The organism is Ferrovibrio terrae (genome assembly GCF_007197755.1).
In the GTDB taxonomy this organism is placed as follows: Bacteria; Pseudomonadota; Alphaproteobacteria; order Ferrovibrionales; family Ferrovibrionaceae; genus Ferrovibrio; species Ferrovibrio terrae.
This window is the reverse complement of the sequence record NZ_CP041636.1, coordinates 1,795,543-1,819,003: the sequence shown is the minus strand read 5'-3', so window position 1 is coordinate 1,819,003 and position 23,461 is coordinate 1,795,543. Positions and strand designations below refer to the sequence as shown.

Annotated in this window: 23 protein-coding genes; 6 read left to right on the top strand and 17 right to left on the bottom strand. The window is 63.8% G+C overall.

From position 1 onward, the window contains the following. Window positions 1–56: 56 nt before the first annotated feature. On the top strand, window positions 57–722 hold the full coding sequence (locus FNB15_RS08925; RefSeq protein ID WP_144068361.1) for a TetR/AcrR family transcriptional regulator: 666 nt from the start codon (window positions 57–59) through the stop codon (window positions 720–722). A 1-nt stretch (window position 723) separates the two neighbouring features. On the opposite strand, the gene FNB15_RS08920 is transcribed toward FNB15_RS08925, so the two are convergent. Continuing rightward, on the bottom strand, window positions 724–2,103 hold the full coding sequence (locus FNB15_RS08920; protein WP_144068360.1) for an aminotransferase-like domain-containing protein: 1,380 nt from the start codon (window positions 2,101–2,103) through the stop codon (window positions 724–726). Between the two features lie 149 nt (window positions 2,104–2,252). Here FNB15_RS08920 and FNB15_RS08915 point away from each other — a divergent pair, with 149 nt between their 5' ends. The 4 genes from FNB15_RS08915 to FNB15_RS08900 are packed head-to-tail and all read left to right on the top strand — an operon-like array spanning window position 2,253 to window position 6,889. Beyond that, window positions 2,253–3,584 (top strand): hydroxymethylglutaryl-CoA reductase, degradative, encoded by a 1,332-nt coding sequence (locus tag FNB15_RS08915; protein WP_246068828.1) that lies wholly within the window; start codon window positions 2,253–2,255, stop codon window positions 3,582–3,584. 37 nt (window positions 3,585–3,621) lie between these two features. Next, entirely contained in the window at window positions 3,622–4,860 is a 1,239-nt protein-coding gene (locus FNB15_RS08910) for a CaiB/BaiF CoA transferase family protein (RefSeq protein ID WP_144068359.1), read from the top strand. Further along, on the top strand, window positions 4,860–5,618 hold the full coding sequence (locus tag FNB15_RS08905) for an enoyl-CoA hydratase/isomerase family protein (protein ID WP_144068358.1): 759 nt from the start codon (window positions 4,860–4,862) through the stop codon (window positions 5,616–5,618). The genes FNB15_RS08910 and FNB15_RS08905 overlap by 1 nt, the downstream gene beginning before the upstream one ends. 44 nt (window positions 5,619–5,662) lie before the next feature. Then, window positions 5,663–6,889, top strand: coding sequence for an ABC transporter substrate-binding protein (locus FNB15_RS08900; protein ID WP_144068357.1), 1,227 nt, complete (start codon window positions 5,663–5,665; stop codon window positions 6,887–6,889). 92 nt (window positions 6,890–6,981) lie between these two features. On the opposite strand, the gene FNB15_RS08895 is transcribed toward FNB15_RS08900, so the two are convergent. The 15 genes from FNB15_RS08895 to FNB15_RS08825 all read right to left on the bottom strand — a co-directional run bounded on the left by FNB15_RS08895 (window position 6,982) and on the right by FNB15_RS08825 (window position 22,036). Further along, on the bottom strand, window positions 6,982–7,866 hold the full coding sequence (locus tag FNB15_RS08895; protein ID WP_144068356.1) for a carbohydrate ABC transporter permease: 885 nt from the start codon (window positions 7,864–7,866) through the stop codon (window positions 6,982–6,984). 42 nt (window positions 7,867–7,908) lie between these two features. Continuing rightward, the gene (locus FNB15_RS08890; protein ID WP_144068355.1) at window positions 7,909–8,871 is read right to left on the bottom strand and encodes a carbohydrate ABC transporter permease; all 963 of its coding nucleotides are present in this window, start codon (window positions 8,869–8,871) and stop codon (window positions 7,909–7,911) included. A gap of 87 nt (window positions 8,872–8,958) precedes the next feature. Beyond that, window positions 8,959–10,263, bottom strand: a complete 1,305-nt coding sequence (locus FNB15_RS08885; protein WP_144068354.1) for an ABC transporter substrate-binding protein — start codon at window positions 10,261–10,263, stop codon at window positions 8,959–8,961. Between the two features lie 23 nt (window positions 10,264–10,286). Continuing rightward, complete coding sequence (locus FNB15_RS08880; RefSeq protein WP_144068353.1) at window positions 10,287–11,345, bottom strand: ABC transporter ATP-binding protein; 1,059 nt, start codon at window positions 11,343–11,345, stop codon at window positions 10,287–10,289. A gap of 305 nt (window positions 11,346–11,650) precedes the next feature. Then, complete coding sequence (locus FNB15_RS08875) at window positions 11,651–11,965, bottom strand: hypothetical protein (protein WP_144068352.1); 315 nt, start codon at window positions 11,963–11,965, stop codon at window positions 11,651–11,653. Continuing rightward, entirely contained in the window at window positions 11,962–13,566 is a 1,605-nt protein-coding gene (locus FNB15_RS08870; RefSeq protein ID WP_144068351.1) for a sulfatase-like hydrolase/transferase, read from the bottom strand. The genes FNB15_RS08875 and FNB15_RS08870 overlap by 4 nt, the downstream gene beginning before the upstream one ends. Next, window positions 13,541–14,317: a VanZ family protein gene (locus FNB15_RS08865; protein ID WP_144068350.1), complete on the bottom strand. Its 777-nt coding sequence runs from the start codon at window positions 14,315–14,317 to the stop codon at window positions 13,541–13,543. Before FNB15_RS08865 ends, FNB15_RS08870 begins: the two co-directional genes overlap by 26 nt. After that, entirely contained in the window at window positions 14,314–15,597 is a 1,284-nt protein-coding gene (locus FNB15_RS08860) for a hypothetical protein (RefSeq protein ID WP_144068349.1), read from the bottom strand. The genes FNB15_RS08865 and FNB15_RS08860 overlap by 4 nt, the downstream gene beginning before the upstream one ends. A 137-nt stretch (window positions 15,598–15,734) precedes the next feature. After that, window positions 15,735–16,502: an ABC transporter ATP-binding protein gene (locus FNB15_RS08855; protein ID WP_144068348.1), complete on the bottom strand. Its 768-nt coding sequence runs from the start codon at window positions 16,500–16,502 to the stop codon at window positions 15,735–15,737. Continuing rightward, window positions 16,499–17,341, bottom strand: a complete 843-nt coding sequence (locus tag FNB15_RS08850; protein WP_144068347.1) for an ABC transporter ATP-binding protein — start codon at window positions 17,339–17,341, stop codon at window positions 16,499–16,501. The genes FNB15_RS08855 and FNB15_RS08850 overlap by 4 nt, the downstream gene beginning before the upstream one ends. Then, on the bottom strand, window positions 17,334–18,230 hold the full coding sequence (locus FNB15_RS08845; protein ID WP_144068346.1) for an ABC transporter permease: 897 nt from the start codon (window positions 18,228–18,230) through the stop codon (window positions 17,334–17,336). Before FNB15_RS08845 ends, FNB15_RS08850 begins: the two co-directional genes overlap by 8 nt. Next, complete coding sequence (locus tag FNB15_RS08840; protein ID WP_144068345.1) at window positions 18,227–19,255, bottom strand: ABC transporter permease; 1,029 nt, start codon at window positions 19,253–19,255, stop codon at window positions 18,227–18,229. The genes FNB15_RS08845 and FNB15_RS08840 overlap by 4 nt, the downstream gene beginning before the upstream one ends. A gap of 24 nt (window positions 19,256–19,279) precedes the next feature. After that, window positions 19,280–20,866, bottom strand: a complete 1,587-nt coding sequence (locus FNB15_RS08835; protein ID WP_144068344.1) for an ABC transporter substrate-binding protein — start codon at window positions 20,864–20,866, stop codon at window positions 19,280–19,282. A 40-nt stretch (window positions 20,867–20,906) separates the two neighbouring features. Then, the gene (locus FNB15_RS08830; protein WP_144068343.1) at window positions 20,907–21,395 is read right to left on the bottom strand and encodes a class I SAM-dependent methyltransferase; all 489 of its coding nucleotides are present in this window, start codon (window positions 21,393–21,395) and stop codon (window positions 20,907–20,909) included. Continuing rightward, a complete protein-coding gene (locus tag FNB15_RS08825; protein WP_185973787.1) occupies window positions 21,392–22,036 on the bottom strand; it encodes a helix-turn-helix domain-containing protein in 645 nt (214 codons plus the stop codon). Before FNB15_RS08825 ends, FNB15_RS08830 begins: the two co-directional genes overlap by 4 nt. 60 nt (window positions 22,037–22,096) lie before the next feature. On the opposite strand from FNB15_RS08825, the gene FNB15_RS08820 reads away from it, so the two are divergent. Then, entirely contained in the window at window positions 22,097–22,681 is a 585-nt protein-coding gene (locus FNB15_RS08820; RefSeq protein ID WP_144068341.1) for a GNAT family N-acetyltransferase, read from the top strand. A gap of 51 nt (window positions 22,682–22,732) precedes the next feature. Here FNB15_RS08820 and FNB15_RS08815 read toward each other — a convergent pair whose 3' ends face one another. Beyond that, window positions 22,733–23,440, bottom strand: a complete 708-nt coding sequence (locus FNB15_RS08815) for a GntR family transcriptional regulator (protein ID WP_144068340.1) — start codon at window positions 23,438–23,440, stop codon at window positions 22,733–22,735. Between the last annotated feature and the right edge of the window lie 21 nt (window positions 23,441–23,461).

Below are 23,461 nucleotides of genomic sequence, written 5' to 3'. Positions count from 1 at the left end.
TGCGCGCCATATATCTGTACTGTAGAGTGTAGAAAATATAAGGCAATTATTACCGCATGACAGCACGGACCAAACGTACCAATTCCCCCACCCCGCCGCCACGGCGGCGCGGACGCCCGGCCGATGCCCGCAAGCATGCCGATATCCTGGCGGTGGCGATGGACGTCTTCCTCGAGGGCGGGTACCACGCCGCCAGCATGGATGCGATCGCAGCCCGCGCCAAAGTCTCGAAAATCACGGTTTATGCGCATTTTTCCAGCAAGCAGGCGCTGTTCAGCGCCATCATCGCCGAACTGGCCGGCCGGCTGACCGGCGCTTTCCAGCGCATGACCCTGGCCGGACTGCCCCCTGAAAAGGCACTGCGGCAGATGGCGCGCGCCTATCTCGACCTCGCACTCGCCCCGCGCTCATTGGCGCTGCACCGTCTGGTGGTGGCCGAGGCCGCCCGCCAGCCGCAGCTCGGCCGGCTCATCCACCGCCATGGCCCGGTCGCCATCGCCGCCACCCTGGCGGAATATCTGAAGGCGCAGCCGAGCCTGCGGATCGCCAACCCGGACCTGGCGGCGCAGCAGTTCCTCGGCATGGTGCTGGCGCAGAACCAGCTCGGCCTGCTGCTGGCCGGCAAACCGGCGGCGAAATCAAAGGCTGCGCTTGATGCCGCCATCGACCACGCGGTCGAACTGTTTCTCAATGGCTGCCTTAAACGCCGCACGCCAGCTTAGGCTAAACTGGGCGGCAGTGTTCGGCCATGAACCCCAGAAATGCCGGATCATCCGCATAGGCGATGTTGACGCGCAGAGCCGAGACATGCGTGGCGCGGTCCAGCGTGAAGATCGAGCTGGGCGCCAGGAAGATGCCGCGCTCGGCCGCCAGCCGCGCCAGTTCCACATCGTCGCAGCTGGCGGGCAGCGGGCACCACATGTAATAGCCGCCGGCCGGCGGATTGAATCCGTCGATGCCAATGGCGGAGAGCTCGGCCATGGCGCGGCTGGAGGCGCGCGCCACGCGGTCGCGCAGCCGGCTCAGGTGATGGCGGTAATGCCCATCGGCCATCAGCTCGTGGATCAGGCGTTCGACATAGCCTGAACTGTTCACCACGGTGAGCATCTTCACATCGGTGAGCGAACGGATCAGCGCCGGCGACGCGGCGATATAGCCGGTGCGTAAAGAGGCCGACAGCGTCTTGGAAAACGTGCCGACATAGATCACGCGCTCCAGACGATCAAGCGTGGCAAGACGCGGCGTGATCGGCGGCAGCAGGTCGGCGAAGGGATCGTCTTCCACCAGGATCATGCCAAGCCGTTCGGCCTGTTGCAGCAGGCGGTGCATCGCAGCCGGCGTCATCGAGGTGCCAGTCGGGTTATGCGCCAGCGTCTGCGTGAAGAACAGGCGGGGCCGATACTGCGCCGCCTTGGCCTCAAGGTCTTCGGGATCGGGGCCATCCGCAGTGCGGCGCACGCCAATCACATTGGCGCGCGCCAGCCTCAGCTTGCCGAACAGCGGGTAATAGCCGGGACTGTCGACCAGCACGGCCTCGCCCGGTTCGATGAAATGCCGCACGATCAGATCGAGCGCGTGATTGGCGCCGAAGGTGAGCAGTATCTGTTCAGCCGTGACATGGATCGAGCGTTCGATCAGCCGGCCCGCGATCATTTCGCGCAGGGGTTCATAACCCTGCGGCGCGCCATAGCCATGTTCGACACGTTCGCCGCCGCGCGTGCTGAGGCGCAGATGACGGCCGAGTTCAGACGCCTCCATCCAGGTCGCTGGCGGCCGCCCGTCGCCGACGCGCACGGCATAATGCTGGTTGAGCTGCTCGCGCAGCAGCGAGACCAGGTCGATTGCCTCGCTGACATGCGCGGGGCGGATCGCGCTCGATGTCCTGGGTCGCGGCCGCGCGACATAGAAGCCCGAGCCGCGCTTGGGTTCGAGATAGCCTTGCGCCACCAGGCGGTCGTAGGCCTCGACCATAGTGTTTTTGGACACGCCGAATTCAGCGGCGGCCTGGCGCACCGAGCCCAGCCGCGCGCCGGGCGTCAGATGACCCTGCTCGACCTGCTGCGCGATGTTGCGCGCGATCTGTTCGGCGCGGGAAATCCGCATGTTTCCTCCAGACTGTACCAGTTATTCAATCAGTACAGTTCCTCGGACAATAGCGGAAATTGTCCCTTGTTTAAACCGGCATGCACCGTGATTTTGAAACCGTGATCAGGACCGCGCCGGCAAGGCGGCGGCCAAGTGGAGGAAACACGATGAGCAAGGCGGTCTCTGCCGGTACGGCAGGACAGATGATCAATTCGCGTATCGAGAATTACCGCAACATGACGCCGGCGCAGCGTCTGGCGGCGCTCGCCGCCGCCGCCGGCCTGTCGGATGCCGACCGTGCCCTGCTGGCGCAACCTGGCGCCCTGCCGGTCGAGCGCGCCAACGGCATGATCGAGAATGTGGTCGGCACCTTCGAGCTGCCGCTGGGCATTGCCACCAACTTCCAGATCAACGGCCGCGACTATCTGATCCCGATGGCGGTGGAAGAGCCTTCCGTTGTCGCCGCCGCCTCCTACATGGCGCGGCTGGCGCGCGACTGCGGCGGCTTCGAAACCTCCAGCACGCTGCCGATCATGCGCGCCCAGGTGCAACTGATCGGCGTGAGCGATCCGCATGGCGCACGACTGCAGATCCTGGCAGCGCGCGACGAGATCGTGACCGCAGCCAATGCGCGCGACAAGGTGCTGATCGGGCTGGGCGGCGGCTGCCGCGACATCGAGGTGCATGTCTTCCCGCAGACGCCGCGCGGCCCCATCGTGGTGACGCATCTGCTGGTCGATGTGCGCGACGCCATGGGCGCCAACACGGTGAACACCATGGCCGAGACGGTCGCGCCGATCATCGAGCGTGTCACCGGCGGCCAGGTGCGCCTGCGTATCCTGTCGAATCTGGCCGATCGCCGCATTGCACGCGCCCGCGTCAGCCTGACCGAAGAATCGCTGACCACGAAGGAATTCTCCGGCAAGCGCGTGATCGAAGGCATCCTGGATGCCTATACCTTTGCGGCCGTCGATCCCTACCGCGCCACCACGCATAACAAAGGCATCATGAACGGCATCGACCCGGTCGTGGTCGCCACCGGCAATGACTGGCGCGCCATCGAAGCCGGCGCGCATGCCTTTGCCGCGCGCAGCGGGCATTACACCTCGCTGACCACCTGGGAACTCAGCAAGGACGGCCGCTTGGTCGGCACGCTGGAAATGCCGATGGCGCTTGGCCTGGTCGGCGGCGCGACCAAGACGCATCCGCTGGCCCAGCTGGCGCTGCGTATCCTGGGCGTGAGCAGCGCACAGGAACTGGCCGAAATCACCGTCACCGTCGGCCTGGCGCAGAACATGGCGGCTTTGCGCGCGCTGGCCACCGAAGGCATCCAGCGCGGCCATATGGCGCTGCATGCCCGCAACATCGCCATCGTCGCCGGTGCCTCGGGCGAGGAGATCGACAAGGTGGCGGCCGAACTGGCCGCCAGCCATGACGTGCGCACCGATCGCGCCAAGGAGCTGCTGGACGCCTTGCGCGGTCATAAATCCCGGAAATAGTTGATGCCGCAGATCCATTGCAGCATCGGAGACTGACGTGACCGCAAAGACGCAGAGTGAAGGACTCGAGGAACGCGCCGGCCCTTTGAAAGGCCTGACGGTGCTGGACATCACGCGCGTCGTGGCAGGACCCTTCTGTTCGATGCTGCTGGCCGATCTGGGCGCCACCGTGATCAAGGTCGAGCATCCCGGCGATCCGGATTATGCGCGCAGCTTCCCGCCTTTCGTCGGCCCGGACGATGCGCAGCTCAGCGCCTTCTTCACGCAGTACAACCGCAACAAGCTCGGCATCACCCTCAATTTCAAATCGGCCGAGGGCAAGGAGCTGCTGAAGAAGCTGGTGCGCAACACCGATATCCTGGTCGAGAATTTCCGCCCTGGCACGATGGACAAGCTCGGACTGGGCTACGAGGTGCTGCAGCAGATCAATCCGCGCCTGATCTACACCGCGATCAGCGGCTTCGGCCGCACCGGGCCCAACTCGTCGAAGCCGGCCTATGACAATACCGGGCAGGCCGCCGGCGGGCTGTGGTCGATGAACGGCTATCCCGATATGCCGCCGGTGCGCGTCGGCACCATTATCGGCGATCTGGCTGCCTCGCTTTATGCCGCCATCGGTACGCTGGCGGCCCTGCGCGAAGCCGAAAAGACCGGCCGCGGCCAGGTGGTCGATGTCTCGCAGCAGGATTCGGTGCTGACACTCACTGAACATGCCGTCGTGCGCTACACCAGCAAGCAGGAGATCGCCTCGCCACTCGGTAACGATCATCCTTTCGTGCGGCCCTACGGGCAGTTCCGCTGCAAGGACGGCTACGTTTTCTTCGGCGGCTATACGGACAAATTCTGGGCGATTACCTGCGCCCTGTTCGGCGAACCGGACAAGGCCAAGGACCCGGCCATCGATACGATGGAAAAGCGCTTCGACCACAAGGTGGCGGAAACCATCGTCAAGCCGCTGCTGGAAGGCTGGTTCGGCAAATACACCAAGGCCGAACTGGAGGAGATGGCCGGCGACAAGGTGCCGCTCAGCGCCATCAAGAATATCGCTGAAGTGGTGGAAGACCCGCATATCGCGGCCCGCAACATGATCGTCAACGTGCCCATCGCGGGCCGGCTGCTCGGCATGTTCGGCCAGCCGATCAAACTGTCCGGCCTGGCCGACATCGCCTTCGAGAAAGCCCCGGCGCCCGGCGAGCATAACGAACTGGTGCTGGCACGCCTGGCTGGCGTGACGCCGGAGGAATTCGCACGCCTCAAGTCATCGGGGGCGATCTGATGTCGATCGATCTGATCAGAAACGGTCATATCGCCACGGTTCGCATCAACCGGCCCGACAAGCTGAATGCGCTGACGCTGGCCATGTATGACGATCTCGGCAGCGCCTTCCTCGACATCAAGGACGATGCTGATGTCCGCGTCGTGGTGCTGACCGGTGCGGGCGAGCGCGCCTTCTGCGTCGGCGCCGATCTCACCGAATCCATTCCCGCGCTGGCGTCGGACAAGATGGATATCTCGGCCTGGGACCCGGCGCATCTCAAATTCACCGGCTTCCATAAGCCGATGATCAGCGCCATTCGCGGCCTGTGCATGGGCGGTGGCTTCGAGATCATGCTGGCGACTGACATCCGTATCGCCGCAGGCACAGCCATCTTCCAGCTACCGGAGCCCAAGCACGGTTTCGTACCGGCAGGCGGTACGCTGGTGCGGTTGGTGCGGCAGATCGGTTATGCCCATGCCATGGAGATCATGCTGACCGCCGAACGTTTTTCGGCGCAGGACATGCTGGCCAAAGGCGTCGTAAACCGGGTCTGTCCTTCTGAGCAGGTCGAACCTCTTGCCTTCAAGATCGCGGAGAAGATCGCGACCCTGAGCCCCGGCGCCGTGCAGACAATCAAGGAAGCCGCACTCACGCTGCAGGATCTTCCGCTCGCCGAGGCCTTCCGTCAGGAGGCCGCGCTGGGCCAGCGCACCTTTACCAGCGAGGACGCCAGACGCGGCCTCGCCGCCTTTGCCGACAAAGGGACCAAAAAGTAGGCCGATATCCGAAACTGAGTATCAACGTCCTGGGGAGGACTCAAATGAAAATGCCATATCGCACCGCCGCAGCCCTGATCGCCACCACAGCGGCTTTCTGTTCGCACACCGCACTCGCGCAGAGTGCCAAGATTTCCGACGGCGTGATCAAGGTCGGCGTCATCGAAGACATGTCCGGCGTCTATGCCGACATCACCGGCAAGGGCGCGGTGACCGCCGCGCAGATGGCGATCGATGAATTCGGCGGCAAGGTCAACGGCATGCCAGTCGAACTTGTCTATGCCGACCACCAGAACAAGCCCGATATCGGCGCCGCCGTGGCGCGCAAATGGTTCGATACCGAAAAGGTCGACGCCATCCTCGATGTCGCCTCCTCCTCGCCGGCACTCGCGGTGCTTGAGATCGCCAAGGAAAAGAAAAAGATCCTGACGCTGAGCTCGCCGGGCTCGATCCGCATCACCAACGATGCCTGCGGGCCTTATGCCGTTCACTGGGCCTATGACACTTATGCCATTGCCCAAAGCACCGGGCGCGCGCTGGTCGAGCAGGGCTTCGACACCTGGTATTTTGTCACGGCCGATTACGCTTTCGGCCACAGCCTGGAAAACGACCTGAGCGCCGTCGTCACCAGCCTCGGCGGCAAGGTGCTCGGCAACACCCGGCATCCGGTCAGCACGTCGGATTTCTCGTCCGCCCTGCTGACGGCGCAAAACGCCAAGCCGAAGGTAATCGCGCTGGCCAATGCCGGCGGCGACACCATCAATTCGATCAAGCAGGCCTCGGAATTCGGCCTGACCCAGAGCGGCTACAAGCTCGCAGCGCTCGCCGGCTTCATCAACGACGTGCATGGGCTTGGCCTTAAGGAAGCCCAGGGCCTGACCATCACCGAAGCCTCCTACTGGGACATGAATGACGACACGCGGAAATGGTCGCAGAAGTTCTTCGCCACCGTGGGCGCCATGCCGAACATGCTGCAGACCGGCACATACTCGTCGGTCCTGCATTACCTGAAGGCGGTGCAGGCGGCCGGCACCGACAGCACCGAAGAGGTGATGGCGAAGATGCGCGAGATCACCATCAACGACGTTTTCTACAAGAACGGCAAGATCCGTGAGGACGGCCGCATGGTCCACGACATGTATCTGTTCGAGGTGAAGAAGCCGTCTGAGTCGAAGGCTGCCTGGGATTACTACAAGCTGCTGGCGACCATCCCGGCCGACAAAGCCTTCCAGCCGCTGTCGCAGTCGAAATGCCCGCTGGTGAAGAAGTAATTTCACGCCAGTCGGAAGCTTAAACGGGAGCGGGCCTGCAATGCAGGCCCGCTTTTTTATTCGCGGAGAAGACTCCTGCTATTCCTTCGCGGCTACTCCTTCACGGCGCCGGTCATCGCCGAGACGTAGTGCTCGACGAAGAAGGCATAGAGGACCACCAGCGGCAGCGAGCCGACCAGCGCGCCAGCCATCAGCGAGCCCCAGCGATAGATATCGCCGTCGACGAACTCGTTCACGATGGCGACCGGCACAGTCTTGTTGGTCACCGACTGCAGGAAGGTCAGCGCATAGATGAACTCGTTCCAGCACAGCGTGAAGCAGAAGATGAAGGCCGAGATCAGGCCGGGGATCGAGAGCGGCAGCACGATGCGGGTCAGGATCTGCCAGCGCGAGGCTCCGTCGATCAGCGCGCATTCCTCCAGCTCGAACGGGATGGTCTTGAAATAGCCCATCAGCAGCCAGGTGGAGAACGGGATCAGGATGGTGGGGTAGACCAGGATCAGCGCCAGCGGGCTGTCGAACAGGCCATACTGGAATACCACGGTGGCCAGCGGGATGAACAGGATCGACGGCGGCACCAGATAGGCGAGGAAGATCAGGCCCCCCACCGTCTGCGCACCCTTGAAACGCAGGCGCACGATGGCATAGGCGGCCAGCACGCTGGCGATGATCGACAGTGCCGTGGCGCCGGCGGCGACATACATCGTGTTCCACAGCCATTTCGGATAATTCGATTCAAACAGCAGCTTCTTGATATGCTGCAGCGTCGGATCCCAGGTCCAGAACGGGCTGACGCGCTCCATGTCGAGCAGCTGCTCGTTCGGTTTGATCGCCGTCAGCGCCATCCAGTAGAACGGGAACAGCAGAACGACCAGGAAGATCAGCAGCGGCAGATACAGCGTGACCAGCCGTTTCGGCACGGTCTCGAGATAGCTCATGCCCTCGGAGTGATCGGACTTCGTTTCTGCAATCGCCATCAGATTCGCACTCCAGTCATTGCCGTATCAGTCATTGCCCTGTCAGTCATTATCTGAACCCTGCTGCCATTTGCGGCGCTGCAGGCCGAACCAGGAAATCATGATCGCGCCGAGCAGGAACGGAATCATAGCCGTGGCGATGGCCGCGCCCTCGCCGAGCTGTCCGCCCAGGATGCCGCGCTGATACGACAGCGTGGCCATCAGATGGGTGGCGTTCACCGGGCCACCGCGGGTCATCGCCCAGATCAACTGGAAGTCGGTAAAGGTGAACAGCACCGAGAAGGTCATCACCACCGCGATGATCGGCGTCAGCAGCGGATAGGTGATATGGCGGAAGCGCTGCCAGGGCGTGGCGCCATCCAGCGTCGCGGCCTCATAGAGCGATGGCGACACTGTCTGCAGGCCGGCCAGCAGCGTGATCGCCACGAAGGGCACGCCGCGCCAGATATTGGCGAAGATGGTGGACCAGCGCGCATTCCACGGGTCGCCGAGGAAATCGATATTCTGCGTGATCAGCCCCATCTTTTTCAGCGACCAGGACAAGATCGAGAACTGCGAATCGTAGATCCACCAGAAGGCGATGGCCGACAGCACGGTGGGCACGATGAAGGGGATCAGGATGGCGGCGCGGATCAGCGCCTTGAAGGGAATATGCTTGTCGAGCAGCAGCGCGAGATAGAGGCCTGCGGCGAATTTCACGATACTGGCGACGATGGTGTAGAGCAGCGTGTTGAGCACCGACAGCCAGAAGACTGTATCGCCCTGCAGCCATTCGTAATTCTCCAGGCCGATGAAAACGCCGCTGCGGCCGATCTTGGTATCGGTAAAGGACAGCCAGACACCAAGGCCGAGTGGATAGGCCAGGAACAGCACCAGGATACCAAGCGCTGGCAGCATGAACCACCAGCCGAGCCAGTTGCGGTTCGCCTTGAGCTGGCTCCAGGCGCTGACTTCCATCGCCTGCGGAGCGCGCCTCGTCGTCGGTTTCTCGGCCACATCAACCATTCTGTTTCCGTCCAGTGCCGCTCATATTCAAAATATCGGGAGAAGAGAGGATCGCGGGCAGTTGCCCGCCCGCGATCCGTTTCTCGATCAGCGATAGATGCGCTTGGCCTGCCGCTCAGCCACGGCAATCGCTCCCTTGACGTCTTCACGGCCCGTCGCGTAGTTGGCGAACATGTCGACGACGATGAAGTCGGCAACCGCAGCCGCCGCCTTTTCGCCGAGCGAACCAAGACCGCCAGGCGTCAGGGTCCGCTTCGACACGTCGCGATACGGCGTGCGCTTCGGATCTGACGTCCAGACCGGATTCTTGTCGTAGGCATTCAGGAAGTGCGACAGGTAGCCCTGCGCCGCCTCGACCCACGGATTGAAGTTTTCCGCTTCCAGCATGAAGGCCGTGAAGGCCTTGCAGGCATTCGGCGCCTTCGTGAAGTTGAAGGTCAGGATCGGGAAGGCCAGATGCAGTTCGGTCGGCTTGCCCACCGGGCCGATCGGCATATAGGCATGGTCCATGTCGTCGGCAACGGCCTTGTTATCCTTCTGGGCCGCCACATAGACCGAGATGCCGTTCGAGGTGAGGTGGAGATCGCCCGACACGAAGATCTTGTTGTTGGACGAATCATTCCACGACGCGGTGCCGGGAATGAAGTTCTCGTACAGCGCCTTGACGAATTCGAGCGACTTGGCGGTCTCAGGCGAGTTGATGATGACCTTGTCGTCCTTGTCGACCAGCTGGCCGCCATGCGACCACAAGGCCCAGTGCAGCCAGGTATTGGCGTCACCCGAGGCATGGCCAAGCGCGAAACCGGCCGGCGTGTTGTTCTTCTTCAGCGCCTTGACCAGCTCAAGGAAGCTCGCCGTGTCCTTCGGGAACTCCTTAAAGCCTGCCTTCTGCATCGAAGAAATGCGGTAGTTCATCAGGCCGCCGGTGGTGGCCACCGGAATGCCGATCCACTTGCCGCCCGACTTGCCGTACATCTCGGCCGCCGGAGCCCAGCCGCCGTATTTCTTGCCGAGATAGTCGGCGACGTCGGTCTGGTCGAGGCACTTCTGCGGGAACAGATGCGGAAGCGAGTACAGGCCCCAGACCATGTCGAGGCCCTGGCCGGTATTGGCAACCACGGAAGCCTTGGGCTGGATGTCGTCGAACGATTCGTTGACGACATTCACGTCCACGCCGGTGGCGGCCTTGAAGGCGGCGACCATCTTCATGAAGGCGGCATCTTCGGCTTCCACGAAGCGGCGCCAGCGCATCAGGTTGATCTTGGCTCCGGCTTCAGGCTTCCAGGGCGCGGTCTGCGCCCAGGCCTTGGCCCAATCGAAAAACGAGGAGCTGCTCAGAATGGCAGCAGCAGTACTGGCCTGGACGAATGTACGACGTGATAAATCTTTCATCGGTCTTTTCCTCCGTTGATTATTCAGGCGTTCAGCCTTTTTCCAGTCGACGCGTCAAACAGATGGGCAAGCTCGGGATTGGGCTTCAGCCGGATCTTGTCGCCCGGCTTGAATTTGTGACGTTCACGAAACACTGCAATCACATCAGCATCGCCGAGTTTGGCGGCGACCATGATTTCGGAGCCGGTCGGCTCGACCACGCGCACCTCGGCTTCGGCACCGTCATCTGCAAGCGCGAAATGCTCGGGCCGGACGCCATAGACAGTGGGCTGGCCGGATGCGCCGCCGCCGCGCGTGGGCAACGGCAGATGAATGCCGCTGTCGGCCGCGAAGCTGCCGCCATTGGTCTTGCCACGCACGAAATTCATCGCCGGCGAGCCGATGAAGCCGGCGACGAATATGTTGTCGGGCCGGTCGTAGAGTTCGAGCGGCGTGCCGATCTGCTCGACGCGGCCGTCATGCATCACCACGATCTTGTCAGCCATGGTCATGGCTTCGATCTGGTCATGCGTCACATAGATGGTGGTGGTTCTGAGTCGCTGGTGCAGTTCCTTGATCTCGGTGCGCATCGCCACGCGCAGCTTGGCATCGAGATTCGACAGCGGCTCGTCGAACAGGAAGACCTGCGGATCGCGCACGATGGCGCGGCCCATGGCGACGCGCTGGCGCTGGCCGCCGGACAGCTGGCGCGGGAAACGCTCCAGCAGCGGCTTCAGGCCGAGGATGCCGGCAGCCTGCTGCACACGCTGGTCGATCTCGGACTTCTCGGCGCCGCGCAACATCAGCGAGAAGGCCATGTTGGCCTCCACCGTCATATGCGGATAGAGCGCATAATTCTGGAACACCATGGCGACGTCGCGCTCTTTCGGCGGAACGTTGTTGACCACACGATCACCAATGGCGATTTCGCCGCCCGTGATGTTTTCCAGGCCGGCGATCATCCGGAGCAGGGTGGATTTGCCGCAGCCTGAAGGCCCGACCAGCACGACGAACTCGCCATCCTGAATATCGATCGAGACGCCGTGCAGAATCTGTGTCGAGCCGAACGCCTTGCGGACGTCGCGGCAGAATACTCCCGCCATTATGCCTCCCTTTATATCTGATATATATGTTCAGACTTGCGGGCAGCATATAGCTGGCCTTGCGGCAGCCGCAAGCATGACAAGACGCGGCGGCTTTCGACCTGTGTCGCATGCCGCAGCTGCGGCAGGGTTTACTAAACTCGCAGAGTATCAGCTGCCATATTGCGCAACTGCGACCGCAGAGACTGCGTGGAGTTTACTAAACTTCGCAACTGCAACACTTCGCAGGTGCGATACCGCGATGCACTTGCCTAATTGTGGCGTATACAGATCGTCACCGGCGCATGAGGCAAGCCTGGCTTCGCTCACTCGCCCCAGTGCCGTCCCTCGCCCCTGCCATGACTGAGCCAATGCTCGCGGGCACCAAAAATGCCTGTTCTGCCCTGGCGGCCGTAATGGCTGCTGGCGGCGACATCCGGATTGCGCTGCCAATAGGCCTCTGCGAGCCGCTGTTCCGCCATCAGGTCGAGGCCGCCGGTCTTGGCGACAGAGGTCGCCAATGCATGTTGCGCCGCCAGCTGCCGGTTCAACAGTGGCGTGTCCATCGCCCCAAGCAGCCAGCCGCCGCAGGCGAGAACAAAAATCAGGATCGCGATGCTGTGCCGCAGGAGATGGCTCATGGCAGCGCCCTCAACTCCAGCCAGTCGCTCCAGGCATCGTCACGACCGACCGGACCGACCCGCAGCCTGACGCGCTGGTAGGGCAGGATATAGGTTCGCCAGTAATGTTCATCGATGCCGCTGAAGATCCGTTCCGGCCCGAGGGTTTCGAGCGTACCGTTCAGCGTCATGCGTCCCTCGCCGGCTTCGTATTCGATGCGATAAGCGGTTTCCGGCGCGCCGCTCCAGGCCAGCCGGAAGCGATCCTTCACATCGACAAAGCGTAACGCGCGGCTGCCGGCCGGCTCCAGCCAGTGCGGCGCCGGCGCCCCAACATCAGCCGCCGGGGCCGCAAGGGATACCGACTGCTGGCGCGCGGCAAAGTCAGACTCCAGCTTTGTCCCCAGTCGCGTCGCGATCTCCGGCGCTTGCGCGATCCGGTTGAGCGTCTCGCCCGGATCGTCTGACAGATTATACAGCCGCGCCTCCGTCAGGCGGCCATCGCGGTATTCATGATGCAGTTTCCAGTCACCTTCGATCCGCGCGGCGTGAAAGACTGTCACCCGATACGGGTCCGGCTCACCGAATCCGGCATGGCTGGTCAGGCCCGACCAGGACCGCTGCGACGAACTGAGCAGCGGCGGCGCGGAGGGTTGACGCCCGAGCCAGCTCAGCAGGCTGGGCATCACCTGGGTATGATCGGTGGGACGATCCAGGTGCTGCGGCGCGACCTTCAGGTCCGGCGGCAGCCAGACGAAGAGCGGGACGCGCAGCAGTTCCTCATGCAGATGCCCCGCGCGTGTGGTGGAGGCATGGCCGACCTGGCCGCGCTCCAGATGCTCGTCGCCGTGATCTGCCGTCACCACCAGGATCGTCGTGTCGCGCAGGCCGCTGTCATTGAAGAAGCGCCAGAAGTCGCCGAACCAGGCATCGAACTGGCGTAAGGTTCCCGCATGCAGGGCAGCGATAGCAGGGCGATCCGAGGGTTGCCATGCGACACTGCCGGCCGGGATGGACGACTGCGTCATCACTATCTGCATCCGCGCTTGCGCCCTGGCGTCACCGGCGGGCAGCAGACTCTCCCAGTCGGGCATGAAGGCCGGCGCCGGGGCATAGGGCAGATGCGTGTCGAGATAATGATGCCAGAGAAAGAAAGGCCGTTGCTCCAGCCGGCGCGCCGCCAGCCAGGGCAACAGGCTTTCGCCGGCTTCGATTAGCAGACCGAGCGACTGGAACTGGTTGAGCAGCATGAATGGCTGTAGGCCTGACACCCGCCAGCCCTCGCGCGAGAGATCTTGCAGGGGCCGCGGCAGGCCGCGTGGCAGCATGTCGGCCGAGGAATGCATCCCCTGGCGGAAACCATCCAGGCCAGTCAGCAACGCGACGATATTCGGCGCAGTCCAGGCCGAGATGGCGCGATGCTGCGTGAAGCTCAATCCCTGCCCGGCTGCGGCGCGCAGCTGCGGCGCATTGGCGTCGCTCATCATCTCGATGCGCAGGCTCTCTACCGTCAGCAGGATGACATTATATCGTGGCGGCGCGGCACGCCCGGCCAGCAGCGGCACGAGCGACGCCAGCGCGGCCAGCGCCAGCAGGCTAGCGAAAACTGAGCGGAGCCACATGGGTCACAACCGGATAGAGCGCGAGCGCAACGCCCAGCACCACGACAAGAACCTGCACATGCCGCAAAGCCGCACTGCGCGGCGGCGGCAGCAGAAAACAGGCGGCGGCTGCCGCCAGGACGGGCGCCGTGCTCCATAGCGGCAGCGCACGATCGCGGAAGGCCGGCAATGCGACCGCCTCCAGGACGACGCCGAACAGCACAGCCCAGAACGGCCATGGCAAATCCGTGAGACGTTCTTCAGGCTTCACATCGTCACCCGAGCCTCCCTGCACCAGCAATGCACCGGCCGCGGCACCGCAGGCATTCACCGCAAGATCGGCAAGCCCGAATGTCCGTTCCGGCAGCAGGCCCTGGATCATCTCGTCATGCATCCCGAACAGCGCACCCGCCATGGCCGCGACCATCGTGCGTTGCCAGGCGCCCAGTGACCGGGGCGCGGCCAGACGCAGCAGGGCCGCGAGCAGCATGTATTCAGCCACATGAATGCGCTTGGCCGGAAATAGCGGATCGGCCAGCAGCAGGCCACCTGCGGCAAAGGCCAGTGCAAGCAAAACCGGCAGCCAGCGCCGACGACGCCGGATCATCAGCAACAGGGGAACTGCCAGCGCCGCAACAATCGGCGCCACCGTCAGTCCCCTGCCAGCTGCCAGCTGCGACAGGCCCTGCCAGACCGGAAACAGGTTGACGTAGATGACCACCAGGATGGCCGCAGTCATATAGATCGCCCATGGCAGGAGTCTCTGCGTCATGACGCGCCAGCAAACCGCAAGTCATAGACCCGCACATCGAAGGCCCGGAACCTGTCTTGCAGATGCCGGCCTTGCCGCATGGGCTCGCTGCCCTCATCGAAACGTCGCGCGACCGCAATGATGTCTGCCGGGAACCGGAAGCTCACGTCAAGCGGCGCATCATCCAGATTGACGGCGAGCATCACGTGACTGCCATCCGGCAGGCGCTTGAGCAGGATACGGACCGGCATCGGCGTGACGGCTTGTCCGTGAGGCTCAACCTCAACCGTCATCGCGGCGGTCGGCGACAGGATGACCGGCGTCAGCGCATTCAGCTCGCCATTGAGCTTTGCGACGGCCTGCCAGAGCCGGCGGCTTTTCGCCAGTTGCGCCGCGTCGACCTCCAGCGGCGGGCGGCCGCTATTGTCGTAGTCCGGCGTCGGGCCGTAAGAGGCCGCGGGTTGCGGCGCGATCCCGACCACATGGCCATCCCGCATGGCGTAGCTGTCCAGTCCGAAGGCCATGACGCCGGTGGCGCCATGGATCAGCGCGGCATACACCATGCTCCGCATCTGTATCGGTTCGGGCATGGTCCAGCCGGCCTGACCGGCGAACGCCTGATAGACGAACCAGACCGGCTTGCACGCGTCGTTCAGTTGCACCGCGCGGCGGACCGAAACCGCGACGCGTTCAATAGTCCGCACCGGCGCAAACTGGCGGGCGAAAGGATAATTGAAGTGGACGGCAACATCGCCCTGCGCGATCCATTGCCGCCAGGTGCTGGCCTGCCGCGGCGAAAGTCCGGCGGGCTCCATGACAAAGACCGGACGCTCGGCCATGTCGCGCCGCTGCAGGCGCGCGCGCAACTCCTGAAAAGCCGCAATCCGTGCCGCGGTCTTTGCCGCCGGCACATATTGCGACGGCTCATCCTCGCCCAGCCAGGCCAGGATCGCAGGATTGCCCGCCACAGTATCCAGTTCGACCTCTGTTGCCGCCGGCAAGATGACCTGCAGGCCACTGCGCTGCGCGGCCGACACAGCCGCCGGTATGTCCTGCACCTGCCACAGATGCGCGGTGTTGAACCCGGCAGCAGCCAGATCGGCCGGATCGTACCGCCGCCCGAAATGATCGCCCTGCAGGCCATGGTAGATGCCGATCGGCAGGAACGACCGACCCGCCTCGAAGGCCATCATCCTGCGCCCCTCGCGGTCGGTATGCGGCACGCCCGAGCGATACATGCCCTGCACCGGACTGTCGGGCAGTTCAAACCGCGGCGCAGCGGCGCAGCCCGCGAGGGCCATGCCGACCAGCAGAGCGGTAGCGAAACAACGGACTGGGCGGGATATCATGCGACGCGCGACAGATGAGTGACTCCTGCCCGGACAGTATCCGATCTGCGCAATTGTCACGATGAACAATTCGCGTCTCGCCAGACGCGTTATCCGGACAGGCCTTCGGAGGCGGCCAGCAGCTGGCGGGTATAGGGATGCTGCACGCGGCGGGCCACCAGGTCGTCGCCGCTCAGACGCTCAACGATGGCACCCTGCTGCATGACGGCGACGCGGTCGCATAGATGCGCGATCACGGCGAGGTCGTGGCTGACGAAGACACAGGTGACGGGGCGTTCGCGACGGATCGCCATCAGCAAATTGAGGATTTCCGCCTGCACCGAGGCATCCAGCGCGCTGGTTGGTTCGTCCAGCAGCAGCACGTCGGGCTCCAGCGCAATGGCGCGGGCAATCGCGACACGCTGGCGCTGGCCGCCCGACAGTTCATGCGGATAGCGGAAGCGGAAACGCGGACCCAGACCAACCTGGTCCAGCAGATTGCGGATGCGCGGTTCGACATCCGCAAAACCGTGCAGCACCAGCCCTTCGGCGAGGATGCGGTCGACGGTGTGACGCGGATTCAGCGACGCATAGGGATCCTGGAACACCATCTGCGCATGGCGGTGATAGCTGCGCGGCGGTCGTTTGCCGGGCGGCAGGCTCTGTCCGGCCAGTGTGATTGTGCCAGTCCAGTTCGACGACAACCCGGCCAGCACACGCAGCAATGTCGATTTGCCCGAACCGGAGCCGCCAACCAGGCCGAAGGTTTCGCGCGGCGCTACCGTCAGGTCGGCCTGGCGCACGGCATGGAACCGCTGGTGGCCAGCGCCATGATAGATGTCGACGCCGCTGACGATGATGGCTGCAGCAATGCTCATGCGGTTTCCCAGGCCGGATCGCGGCTCAGGCTCGGCAGCGTCTGCCCGCGCAGCGCGGGCGATGGCAGGCAGGCGATCAGGCCGCGCGTATAGGGATGCGTGGCACGGTCGAGATGTTTTGCATCCAGGCTTTCCACCACGCGGCCGCGATACATCACGAGAATTCGGTCGCAGAACCGCGCCACCATCGGCAGATCGTGGCTGATCAGGATCAAACCGATACCGCGCCGCGTCACCAGATCGTCCAGCAGTTTGAGCACCTGTTCGCGTACCAGCACATCCAGCGCGCTGGTCGGCTCGTCGGCGATGATCAGGTCGGGACTGGACACCAGCATGGCGGCGATCATGGCGCGCTGCCCCATGCCGCCCGACAGTTCATGCGGATAGGCGGCATAGACGCGCTGCGGATCATCGATCCCGACGGCAGTGAGGATGGCCAGCGCACGCTCGCGCTGCTCGGCGCGGCTGATCTTTTCATGCAGGCGCAGCGTTTCGGTGATCTGGTCGCCGATCCGCATCACCGGATTGAGCGAGAATTTCGGGTCCTGCAGGATCATGCCGATCTGCTTGCCGCGCAGGCGGCGCCAGCCGACCTTGTCGAGCGACAGCATGTCGCGGCCGTGCAGGCGCATGCTGTTCGCCGTCGTCACGCCCGGCTTCGGGATCAGGCCGAGGATGGCGCGCGCCGTCATCGACTTGCCGGACCCGCTCTCGCCGACGATACCGACCTTCTCGCGGCCGATCTCGAGCTTGAAATCGCGCACCACCGACACCGGGCCATCCGGGCTCGGGAAAGTGACGGTCAGGCCGTCGATGCTGAGCAGCGAGGCTTCAGTCATGATGCTTGGGGTCCAGCACGTCGCGCAGGCCGTCACCCAGCAGGTTGAAGCCGAGGCTGACCAGCAGGATCGCCACACCGGGCGCGGCGGCGACCCACCAGGCATCGAAGACATGGTCGCGGCCGGTGCCGATCATGGCGCCCCATTCGGCCATCGGCGGCTGGGCGCCCAGGCCGAGGAAGCCGAGGCCGGCGGCGGTCAGAATAATACCGGCCATATCGAGCGTGGCGCGGATGGCGGCCGACGAGAGACACAGCGGCAGAATCTGGCCCATCACGATGCGGCGACCGGACTGGCCGAGCCCGCGCGCGGCCTCGACGAAATCGGCATGGCGCAAGGCCAATGTCTCGGCACGCGCCAGTCGCGCATAGGACGGCCATGCAGTAATGGCGATGGCGATCACGGCATTGGTCAGGCCGGGCTTGAGCACGGAGACCAGGGCGAGTGCCAGGATCAGGCGCGGAAACGCCATGAAGATGTCGGTGAGCCGCATCAGGAGCGTTTCCACCCAGCCGCCCATATAGCCGGCCACCATGCCGATGATCAGGCCGAACGGCGCCGAGAAGACGATGACCAGAATGACGATCAGCAAAGTGGGCTGCGCGCCATAGACCAGACGGCTGTAGATGTCGCGCCCGAGCTGATCCGTGCCGAGCCAGTGCGCGGCGCCCGGCGGCTGCAACCGGTCGGCCAGCACCTGCGCCATCGGATCATGCGTGGCGATCAGCGGCGCGATCAGCGCCATGACCAGCAGGGTCAGCACCAGCAGGCCGCCCACCAGCGTGGACGGATTGCGCACCACGCGGCGCAGACCGATTTTGAACTGGATCAGCCGGGCTTCGCGCCGCGAGGTTGGCGACTGCAGTGATGAAGCGGGCGCGCTGCTCATCGGTTGCGGGTCCGCGGATCGAGCAGCGGGTAGATCACATCGGTCAGCTTGTTCAGCAGCACGAAACAGATACCGACCACCAGCGTGCCGCCCAGCACGGCCGGCATATCGGCCGAGAACAGGCTCTTGGTGATATAGAGGCCAAGGCCGGGCCAGGCGAACACCGTCTCGGTCAGTACCGCGCCTTCCAGCAGATGGCCGAACGACAGCGCGATCACGGTCACCACCGGCACCAGCGCATTGGGAAAGGCGTGGTGCCACAGCACGCGGGTTTCCGAGGCGCCCTTGATGCGCGCCATCGTGACATATTCCTTGTTCAGTTCCTCGATCATGAAGTTGCGCGTCATGCGCGCGATATAGGCGAGCGAGAAATAGCCGAGCAGCAGCGCCGGCAGGATGATATGCGAAAACGCGCTGCGGAAGGCATGCCAGTCGCCGCTGCGCAGCGTGTCGACCAGCATCAGGCCGCTCCACTCCTGCACCGTGTAGCGATAGGCCGTGCCGATGCGGCCGGGACCGCCGGTCCAGCCGAGCTGGGCATAGAAGATCAGCAAGGCGATCAGCCCGAGCCAGAAGACCGGCGTGGAATAGCCGAACAGCGACAGCACCCGCGCCGTATGGTCGAACCAGGTGTTGCGGCGATGCGCGGCATAGACGCCTAACGGAAGCCCCACGCAGATGCCGATGATGATGGCCAGAACCGAAAGCTCCAGCGTGGCCGGGAAAGCGCGGGCGATGTCTTCGATCACCGGCTGTCCGCTGGACGACGATTGCCCGAGATCGCCCTGGACGATGCCTTCGATGTAACGGCCGAACTGCACCCAGAGCGGGCGGTCGAGGCCCATTTCCTCGCGGGCCTGGGCATAGGTCTCGGCCGAGGCCTTGTCGCCCACCACCGCGATCACCGGGTCGATCGGCATGACCCGGCCAATGATGAAGGTGGCAAAGAGGAGGCCTGCGAGCGTGACGAGCAAAGTCGCCACGCCGCGCAGGAAGACCAGAAAGCCGGCCGCACTCCCCTTCATGGACTGGATACCACTCCGCCGACTTTACTTGGTCACGTTGCGGTACAGCACCAGGTCATTGGTCGGGCCATGGATGAAGCCCTTCACCTCGTTGCGCAAGGCAACCTGGGCCTGGGCCTGGAAGGTCATCACCCAGGGCGACGATTTCAGCACGTCGCGCTGCAGGTCGCGATACATGTCCAGGCGCTTGGCAGCGTCGCGCTCGACCAGCGCGGCGCGGGTGCGGGCCGAAAGATCCGCAGGGGCCCAGGAATTGCGCCAGGTGGTGGTGCTCTGCGGGCTGCCATCGGCATTGTCGACGTTGTAGGCGAAGGCCTTCGCGTTGGAATGCGGGTCCATGAAGTCCGGACCCCAGTAGAGCAGCATCATTTCATGCTGGCGGGCGCGATACTTGGTGATCACCTGCGCCGACGTGCCAGGCAGCAGATTCACCTTGATGCCGGCCTGCGCCATGGTCGCCTGCATCGACTGGGCGATGTCGGTAAACGGCGCCGACGAGATCATGTCCATGTCGACCGACAGGCTCTGGATGTTGGCCTTGGCCAGAATGTCCTTCGCCTTGGCGACATCCAGCTTGTAGGGCTTGTCCTCTACCGCGCCGGGGAAGCCCGAGGGCCAGAAGGTCTGATGCACCTTCATCTGGCCGCGCAGCAGCGTGTTGGCGATGCCGTCATAGTCGATCAGGTAACGCATCGCCTCCCACAGCGCCGGGTTCTTCAGCTTGTCGTGCTTCAGGTTGAAGCTGAAGAAATGCAGTGCGGCCTGCGGATAGGTCTCGACCTTGATACCGGCCTTGTCCTTCACGGCGGCGATCTGGTCGGGACCGAGATTGCGGGCGATATCGGCATCGCCGGATTCCACCATCAGGCGCTGGGTCGAAGCCTCGGCGACATGGTTGAAGACGATCTGGTTCATCTTCGGCGCGCCACCGGCGTGATTCTTGTTGGCATCCAGCACCAGCGACTCACCCGGGCGCCAGACGCGCAGCGCGAACGGGCCGGAGCCGGCCGAGTTGCGCGACAGCCAGGCATTGCCCAGGTCGTTGTCCTTGGCGTTCTTCATCGCTTCCTTTTCGTCGACGATGGAGCCGGGACGCGCGGCGAGCGCGTTCAGCACGAAGGAGGGCGCGAAATTCTCGGCGATGGAGACCGAGACCTCGCTGTCCGACACTTTGTTCACCATCTGGTCGATATTGTCGGCGGTCCAGCCAAACTGCGCCAGGATGAAGGCGGGCGCCTTCTTCAGCACGATCACGCGGCGCAGCGAGAAGACCACGTCTTCCGGCCGCACGGCATTGCCAGATGCGAATTTCACGCCGCTCTTCAGCTTGAAGGTGATGGTCTTGCCGTCATCGGAAATCTTCCAGCTCTCGGCCAGGCCCGGCACGACCGTCTCGATCTGCGCCGGATTGTATTCGACCAGCTTGTTGTAGATGTTGGCGACCACCTCGCCGCTGGTAAACTCGTAAGCCTGCGCCGGATCGAGGCTGACGATATCGTCGATATTTTTCGCCACCACCAGCAGGTTCGGCGGCGTCTTGGCATCCGCGAAAGGCACGGCGGCGGCGGCGGCGATGAGCGTCGCGGCCAATGTCAGACTTACTCGGTTCATGGTCGGTCCCCCTTTGGTCAGATGATGCAATCGATGCAGTTCAGCTTTCGGCGGTGAGCAGCGCCGGCAGCAGTTGCCGCGCGATGGTCATGGCCGGTTCCAGATGCTGTGTGTCGTAAACAAGCGGGCTGTCGAGCAGATTGGCCGTCCCCAGCACTGCGCCGCCATAGACGATCGGCAGATTCATCACCGAGCCCAGACCTAAACCGGCGATCGTCTCGTGATCGGGAAAATAGGATTTGAAATCCTCCACCGTGCGGCCCAGGAAGGGCTGCATCTGGGTGCGCACCCGCTCGTTATAGGCATTGGGCAGCACCGCCTTGCGGCCGCCGACGGGATAGACGGCCGGATTGGTCGAGTGAATCCGCTCCACCTCGCGGCCGCCCTTCAGAATCTGCGTCACGGTATAGAGCTTGAAGCCCACGGTGGCGGCGAAGGCCTTGCCCACGGCTTCCAGCAGGCTGCGCGGCTGATCCGGCGCGGCCCAGCTGCCTTGGATATCGAAAACCAGAGTGTTGATTGAACTCATGGATGGAATCCCTGCGACTCGTTACTGCGAAACACCGGCACGGTGCCGACCCAGATGACGGCGACGGGCTTTTTGCCGCGATTGCTGTAGGAATGCGGCGTGTCGCCGCGGAAATGGCAGGTATCGCCAGGCCCCAGCGTGGCCGCTTCGCCGTCAATCACCAGTTCCAGCTGCCCGTTCAGCACGTAGAGCCATTCCTCGCCGACATGCGCGATCGTCTCGGCGCCATAGCCCGGCGGGACATGAATGATCACGGCATCCATCTGCTGGCCGGGAAACACGGTGGACAGGCGCTCGTACCGCAGGTCAGACGCCTCGATGCCGAACTGGTGCCGCTGGCTGGCGCGCGTGATCGCGCCGGCGGTGGAACTGACATGCACGAAGGTGGAGACCGGCAGTTCGAGCGCGAAGGCAATGCCGGCCAGGCTGCCGAGCGAAGGCGTCGCCATGCCGCGCTCGACCAGCGACAGGAAGGCCGGCGACAGCCTCGCCTTCTCACTCACCTGCACCAGCGTCAGCTTGCGCTTCTGGCGCTCCTGACGGATCAGCACACCAAGGTTGGAGACCAGCGCCTCGCGGGCCGCCAATGCGGCATCCTCGGTATCGCCCGCCACATCGGTGGAAAGGGAATCACGCTCCATGGCAGAAGTATTACAAGGATTTTGACAGGAGTAAAATAATTTTAGTAAAAGTGAACCGCGATGCCCGATCCCATCCTGCCTGACTGCCTCTGGCGACCCGAACCGGTCGAAACGGCGCGGCTGCTGATCCGGCCCTACCAGCCCGACGATCTCGCGGCGCTGCACGACATCCATCGCCGCGCCGAAGTGGTGCGCTACGTCTCATGGCCAGCCCATGCCGGCCTCGATGAGTCCCGCCTGCTGCTCGACACCCGCAGGGCGGTGCCAGGACTAATAAAGGACGGTGACAAGCTGGTGCTGGCGGTGACCGGAAAGCAAAACGGCGGGCTGCTGGGCGAAGTGGCGCTGATCCTCAATGACCGCGCGCTACTGCAGGGCGAGATCGGCTTCATCCTGCATCCCGACCATCAAGGCCGCGGCTATGCCCTGGAGGCAGCCCGGGCGATGCTGGATATCGGCTTCCGCGATGCCGGCCTGCGTCGCATCATCGGCCGCTGCGATGCGCGTAACCTGGCTTCTGCCGGCCTGATGGAAAAACTCGGGATGCGGCGCGAGGCGCAGTTCCGGCAATCGGAATGGATCAAGGGCGAATGGATCGACCGGCTGATCTACGCCTGCCTCGCCAGCGAGACAGGCCCGTCCTGATCTACTGAGCCAGTCCCTGCGGCGTGGCATGCCGAAGCGATACGCCGGACATCACTTCGCCGGGCGGATGGCGAGCCCGGCCGTAGGTGCATCAGCCGGAGACTGTTCCGGCCGCGCTTCGGTAACCTGGCCGAGCGAAACAGTCGTCACCTTGCCGACATGGCCGCGCATGGCGGCCTCGGCGCCTGGCGCATCGCCAGAGAGAATGGCCTGTACCACGCGGTCGTGCTCGGCATGCGAATCCTGCAACCGGCCGAGCACGCGGAACTGTGACCGGCGAAAGGGCAGGACGCGTCTTCGGGTGGCCCAGGCCGTTTCCGCCAGGAAGTCGTTCTTGCTGCCGCGATAGATCAGGTCGTGGAACTCGTTGTTGAAGGACGCGTATTCCTTCAGATCGCCAGCCTTCACCAGGGTGAGGGCCGCCCCGTGAATCGCCGCCAGCTCCCGCCGCTCAGATGCCGTCATGCGCAACGTGGCCAGGCGGGCACAGGTCGCCTCGATCTCGGCCATGACTTCGAACATTTCCTCGATGCGGCGCGTGGTCGGCAGAGCAACGAGGGCGCCGCGATGGGGGCGGTATTCCACCATACCGATCCCGGCCAGCGCCTTGAGGGCCTCGCGCACCGGCGTGCGTGACATGCCGAAGGTTTCCGCAAGATCCGCTTCGTCCAGCCGTGCCCCGGGCAGGCGTTCCCCGGTCACGATCTGCTCGGCGAGCGTGTCTCGCAATTGCTCCGCCAGCGTGCGCTTTTCACTCATGGAATGGTCTTAGAATATTCC

Coding starts and splice junctions, on each gene's coding strand:
- FNB15_RS08905 (WP_144068358.1), top strand. CDS start 4,860: ATGTCGATCGATCTGATCAGAAACGGTCATATCGCCACGGTTCGCATC.
- FNB15_RS08900 (WP_144068357.1), top strand. CDS start 5,663: ATGAAAATGCCATATCGCACCGCCGCAGCCCTGATCGCCACCACAGCG.
- FNB15_RS08815 (WP_144068340.1), bottom strand. CDS start 23,440: ATGAGTGAAAAGCGCACGCTGGCGGAGCAATTGCGAGACACGCTCGCC.
- FNB15_RS08870 (WP_144068351.1), bottom strand. CDS start 13,566: ATGTGGCTCCGCTCAGTTTTCGCTAGCCTGCTGGCGCTGGCCGCGCTG.
- FNB15_RS08915 (WP_246068828.1), top strand. CDS start 2,253: ATGAGCAAGGCGGTCTCTGCCGGTACGGCAGGACAGATGATCAATTCG.
- FNB15_RS08860 (WP_144068349.1), bottom strand. CDS start 15,597: ATGGCCCTCGCGGGCTGCGCCGCTGCGCCGCGGTTTGAACTGCCCGAC.
- FNB15_RS08830 (WP_144068343.1), bottom strand. CDS start 21,395: ATGAGTTCAATCAACACTCTGGTTTTCGATATCCAAGGCAGCTGGGCC.
- FNB15_RS08920 (WP_144068360.1), bottom strand. CDS start 2,103: ATGCGGATTTCCCGCGCCGAACAGATCGCGCGCAACATCGCGCAGCAG.
- FNB15_RS08845 (WP_144068346.1), bottom strand. CDS start 18,230: ATGAGCAGCGCGCCCGCTTCATCACTGCAGTCGCCAACCTCGCGGCGC.
- FNB15_RS08880 (WP_144068353.1), bottom strand. CDS start 11,345: ATGGCGGGAGTATTCTGCCGCGACGTCCGCAAGGCGTTCGGCTCGACA.
- FNB15_RS08925 (WP_144068361.1), top strand. CDS start 57: ATGACAGCACGGACCAAACGTACCAATTCCCCCACCCCGCCGCCACGG.
- FNB15_RS08850 (WP_144068347.1), bottom strand. CDS start 17,341: ATGACTGAAGCCTCGCTGCTCAGCATCGACGGCCTGACCGTCACTTTC.
- FNB15_RS08865 (WP_144068350.1), bottom strand. CDS start 14,317: ATGACGCAGAGACTCCTGCCATGGGCGATCTATATGACTGCGGCCATC.
- FNB15_RS08895 (WP_144068356.1), bottom strand. CDS start 7,866: ATGGCGATTGCAGAAACGAAGTCCGATCACTCCGAGGGCATGAGCTAT.
- FNB15_RS08885 (WP_144068354.1), bottom strand. CDS start 10,263: ATGAAAGATTTATCACGTCGTACATTCGTCCAGGCCAGTACTGCTGCT.
- FNB15_RS08875 (WP_144068352.1), bottom strand. CDS start 11,965: ATGAGCCATCTCCTGCGGCACAGCATCGCGATCCTGATTTTTGTTCTC.
- FNB15_RS08835 (WP_144068344.1), bottom strand. CDS start 20,866: ATGAACCGAGTAAGTCTGACATTGGCCGCGACGCTCATCGCCGCCGCC.
- FNB15_RS08855 (WP_144068348.1), bottom strand. CDS start 16,502: ATGAGCATTGCTGCAGCCATCATCGTCAGCGGCGTCGACATCTATCAT.
- FNB15_RS08840 (WP_144068345.1), bottom strand. CDS start 19,255: ATGAAGGGGAGTGCGGCCGGCTTTCTGGTCTTCCTGCGCGGCGTGGCG.
- FNB15_RS08890 (WP_144068355.1), bottom strand. CDS start 8,871: ATGGTTGATGTGGCCGAGAAACCGACGACGAGGCGCGCTCCGCAGGCG.
- FNB15_RS08820 (WP_144068341.1), top strand. CDS start 22,097: ATGCCCGATCCCATCCTGCCTGACTGCCTCTGGCGACCCGAACCGGTC.
- FNB15_RS08825 (WP_185973787.1), bottom strand. CDS start 22,036: ATGGAGCGTGATTCCCTTTCCACCGATGTGGCGGGCGATACCGAGGAT.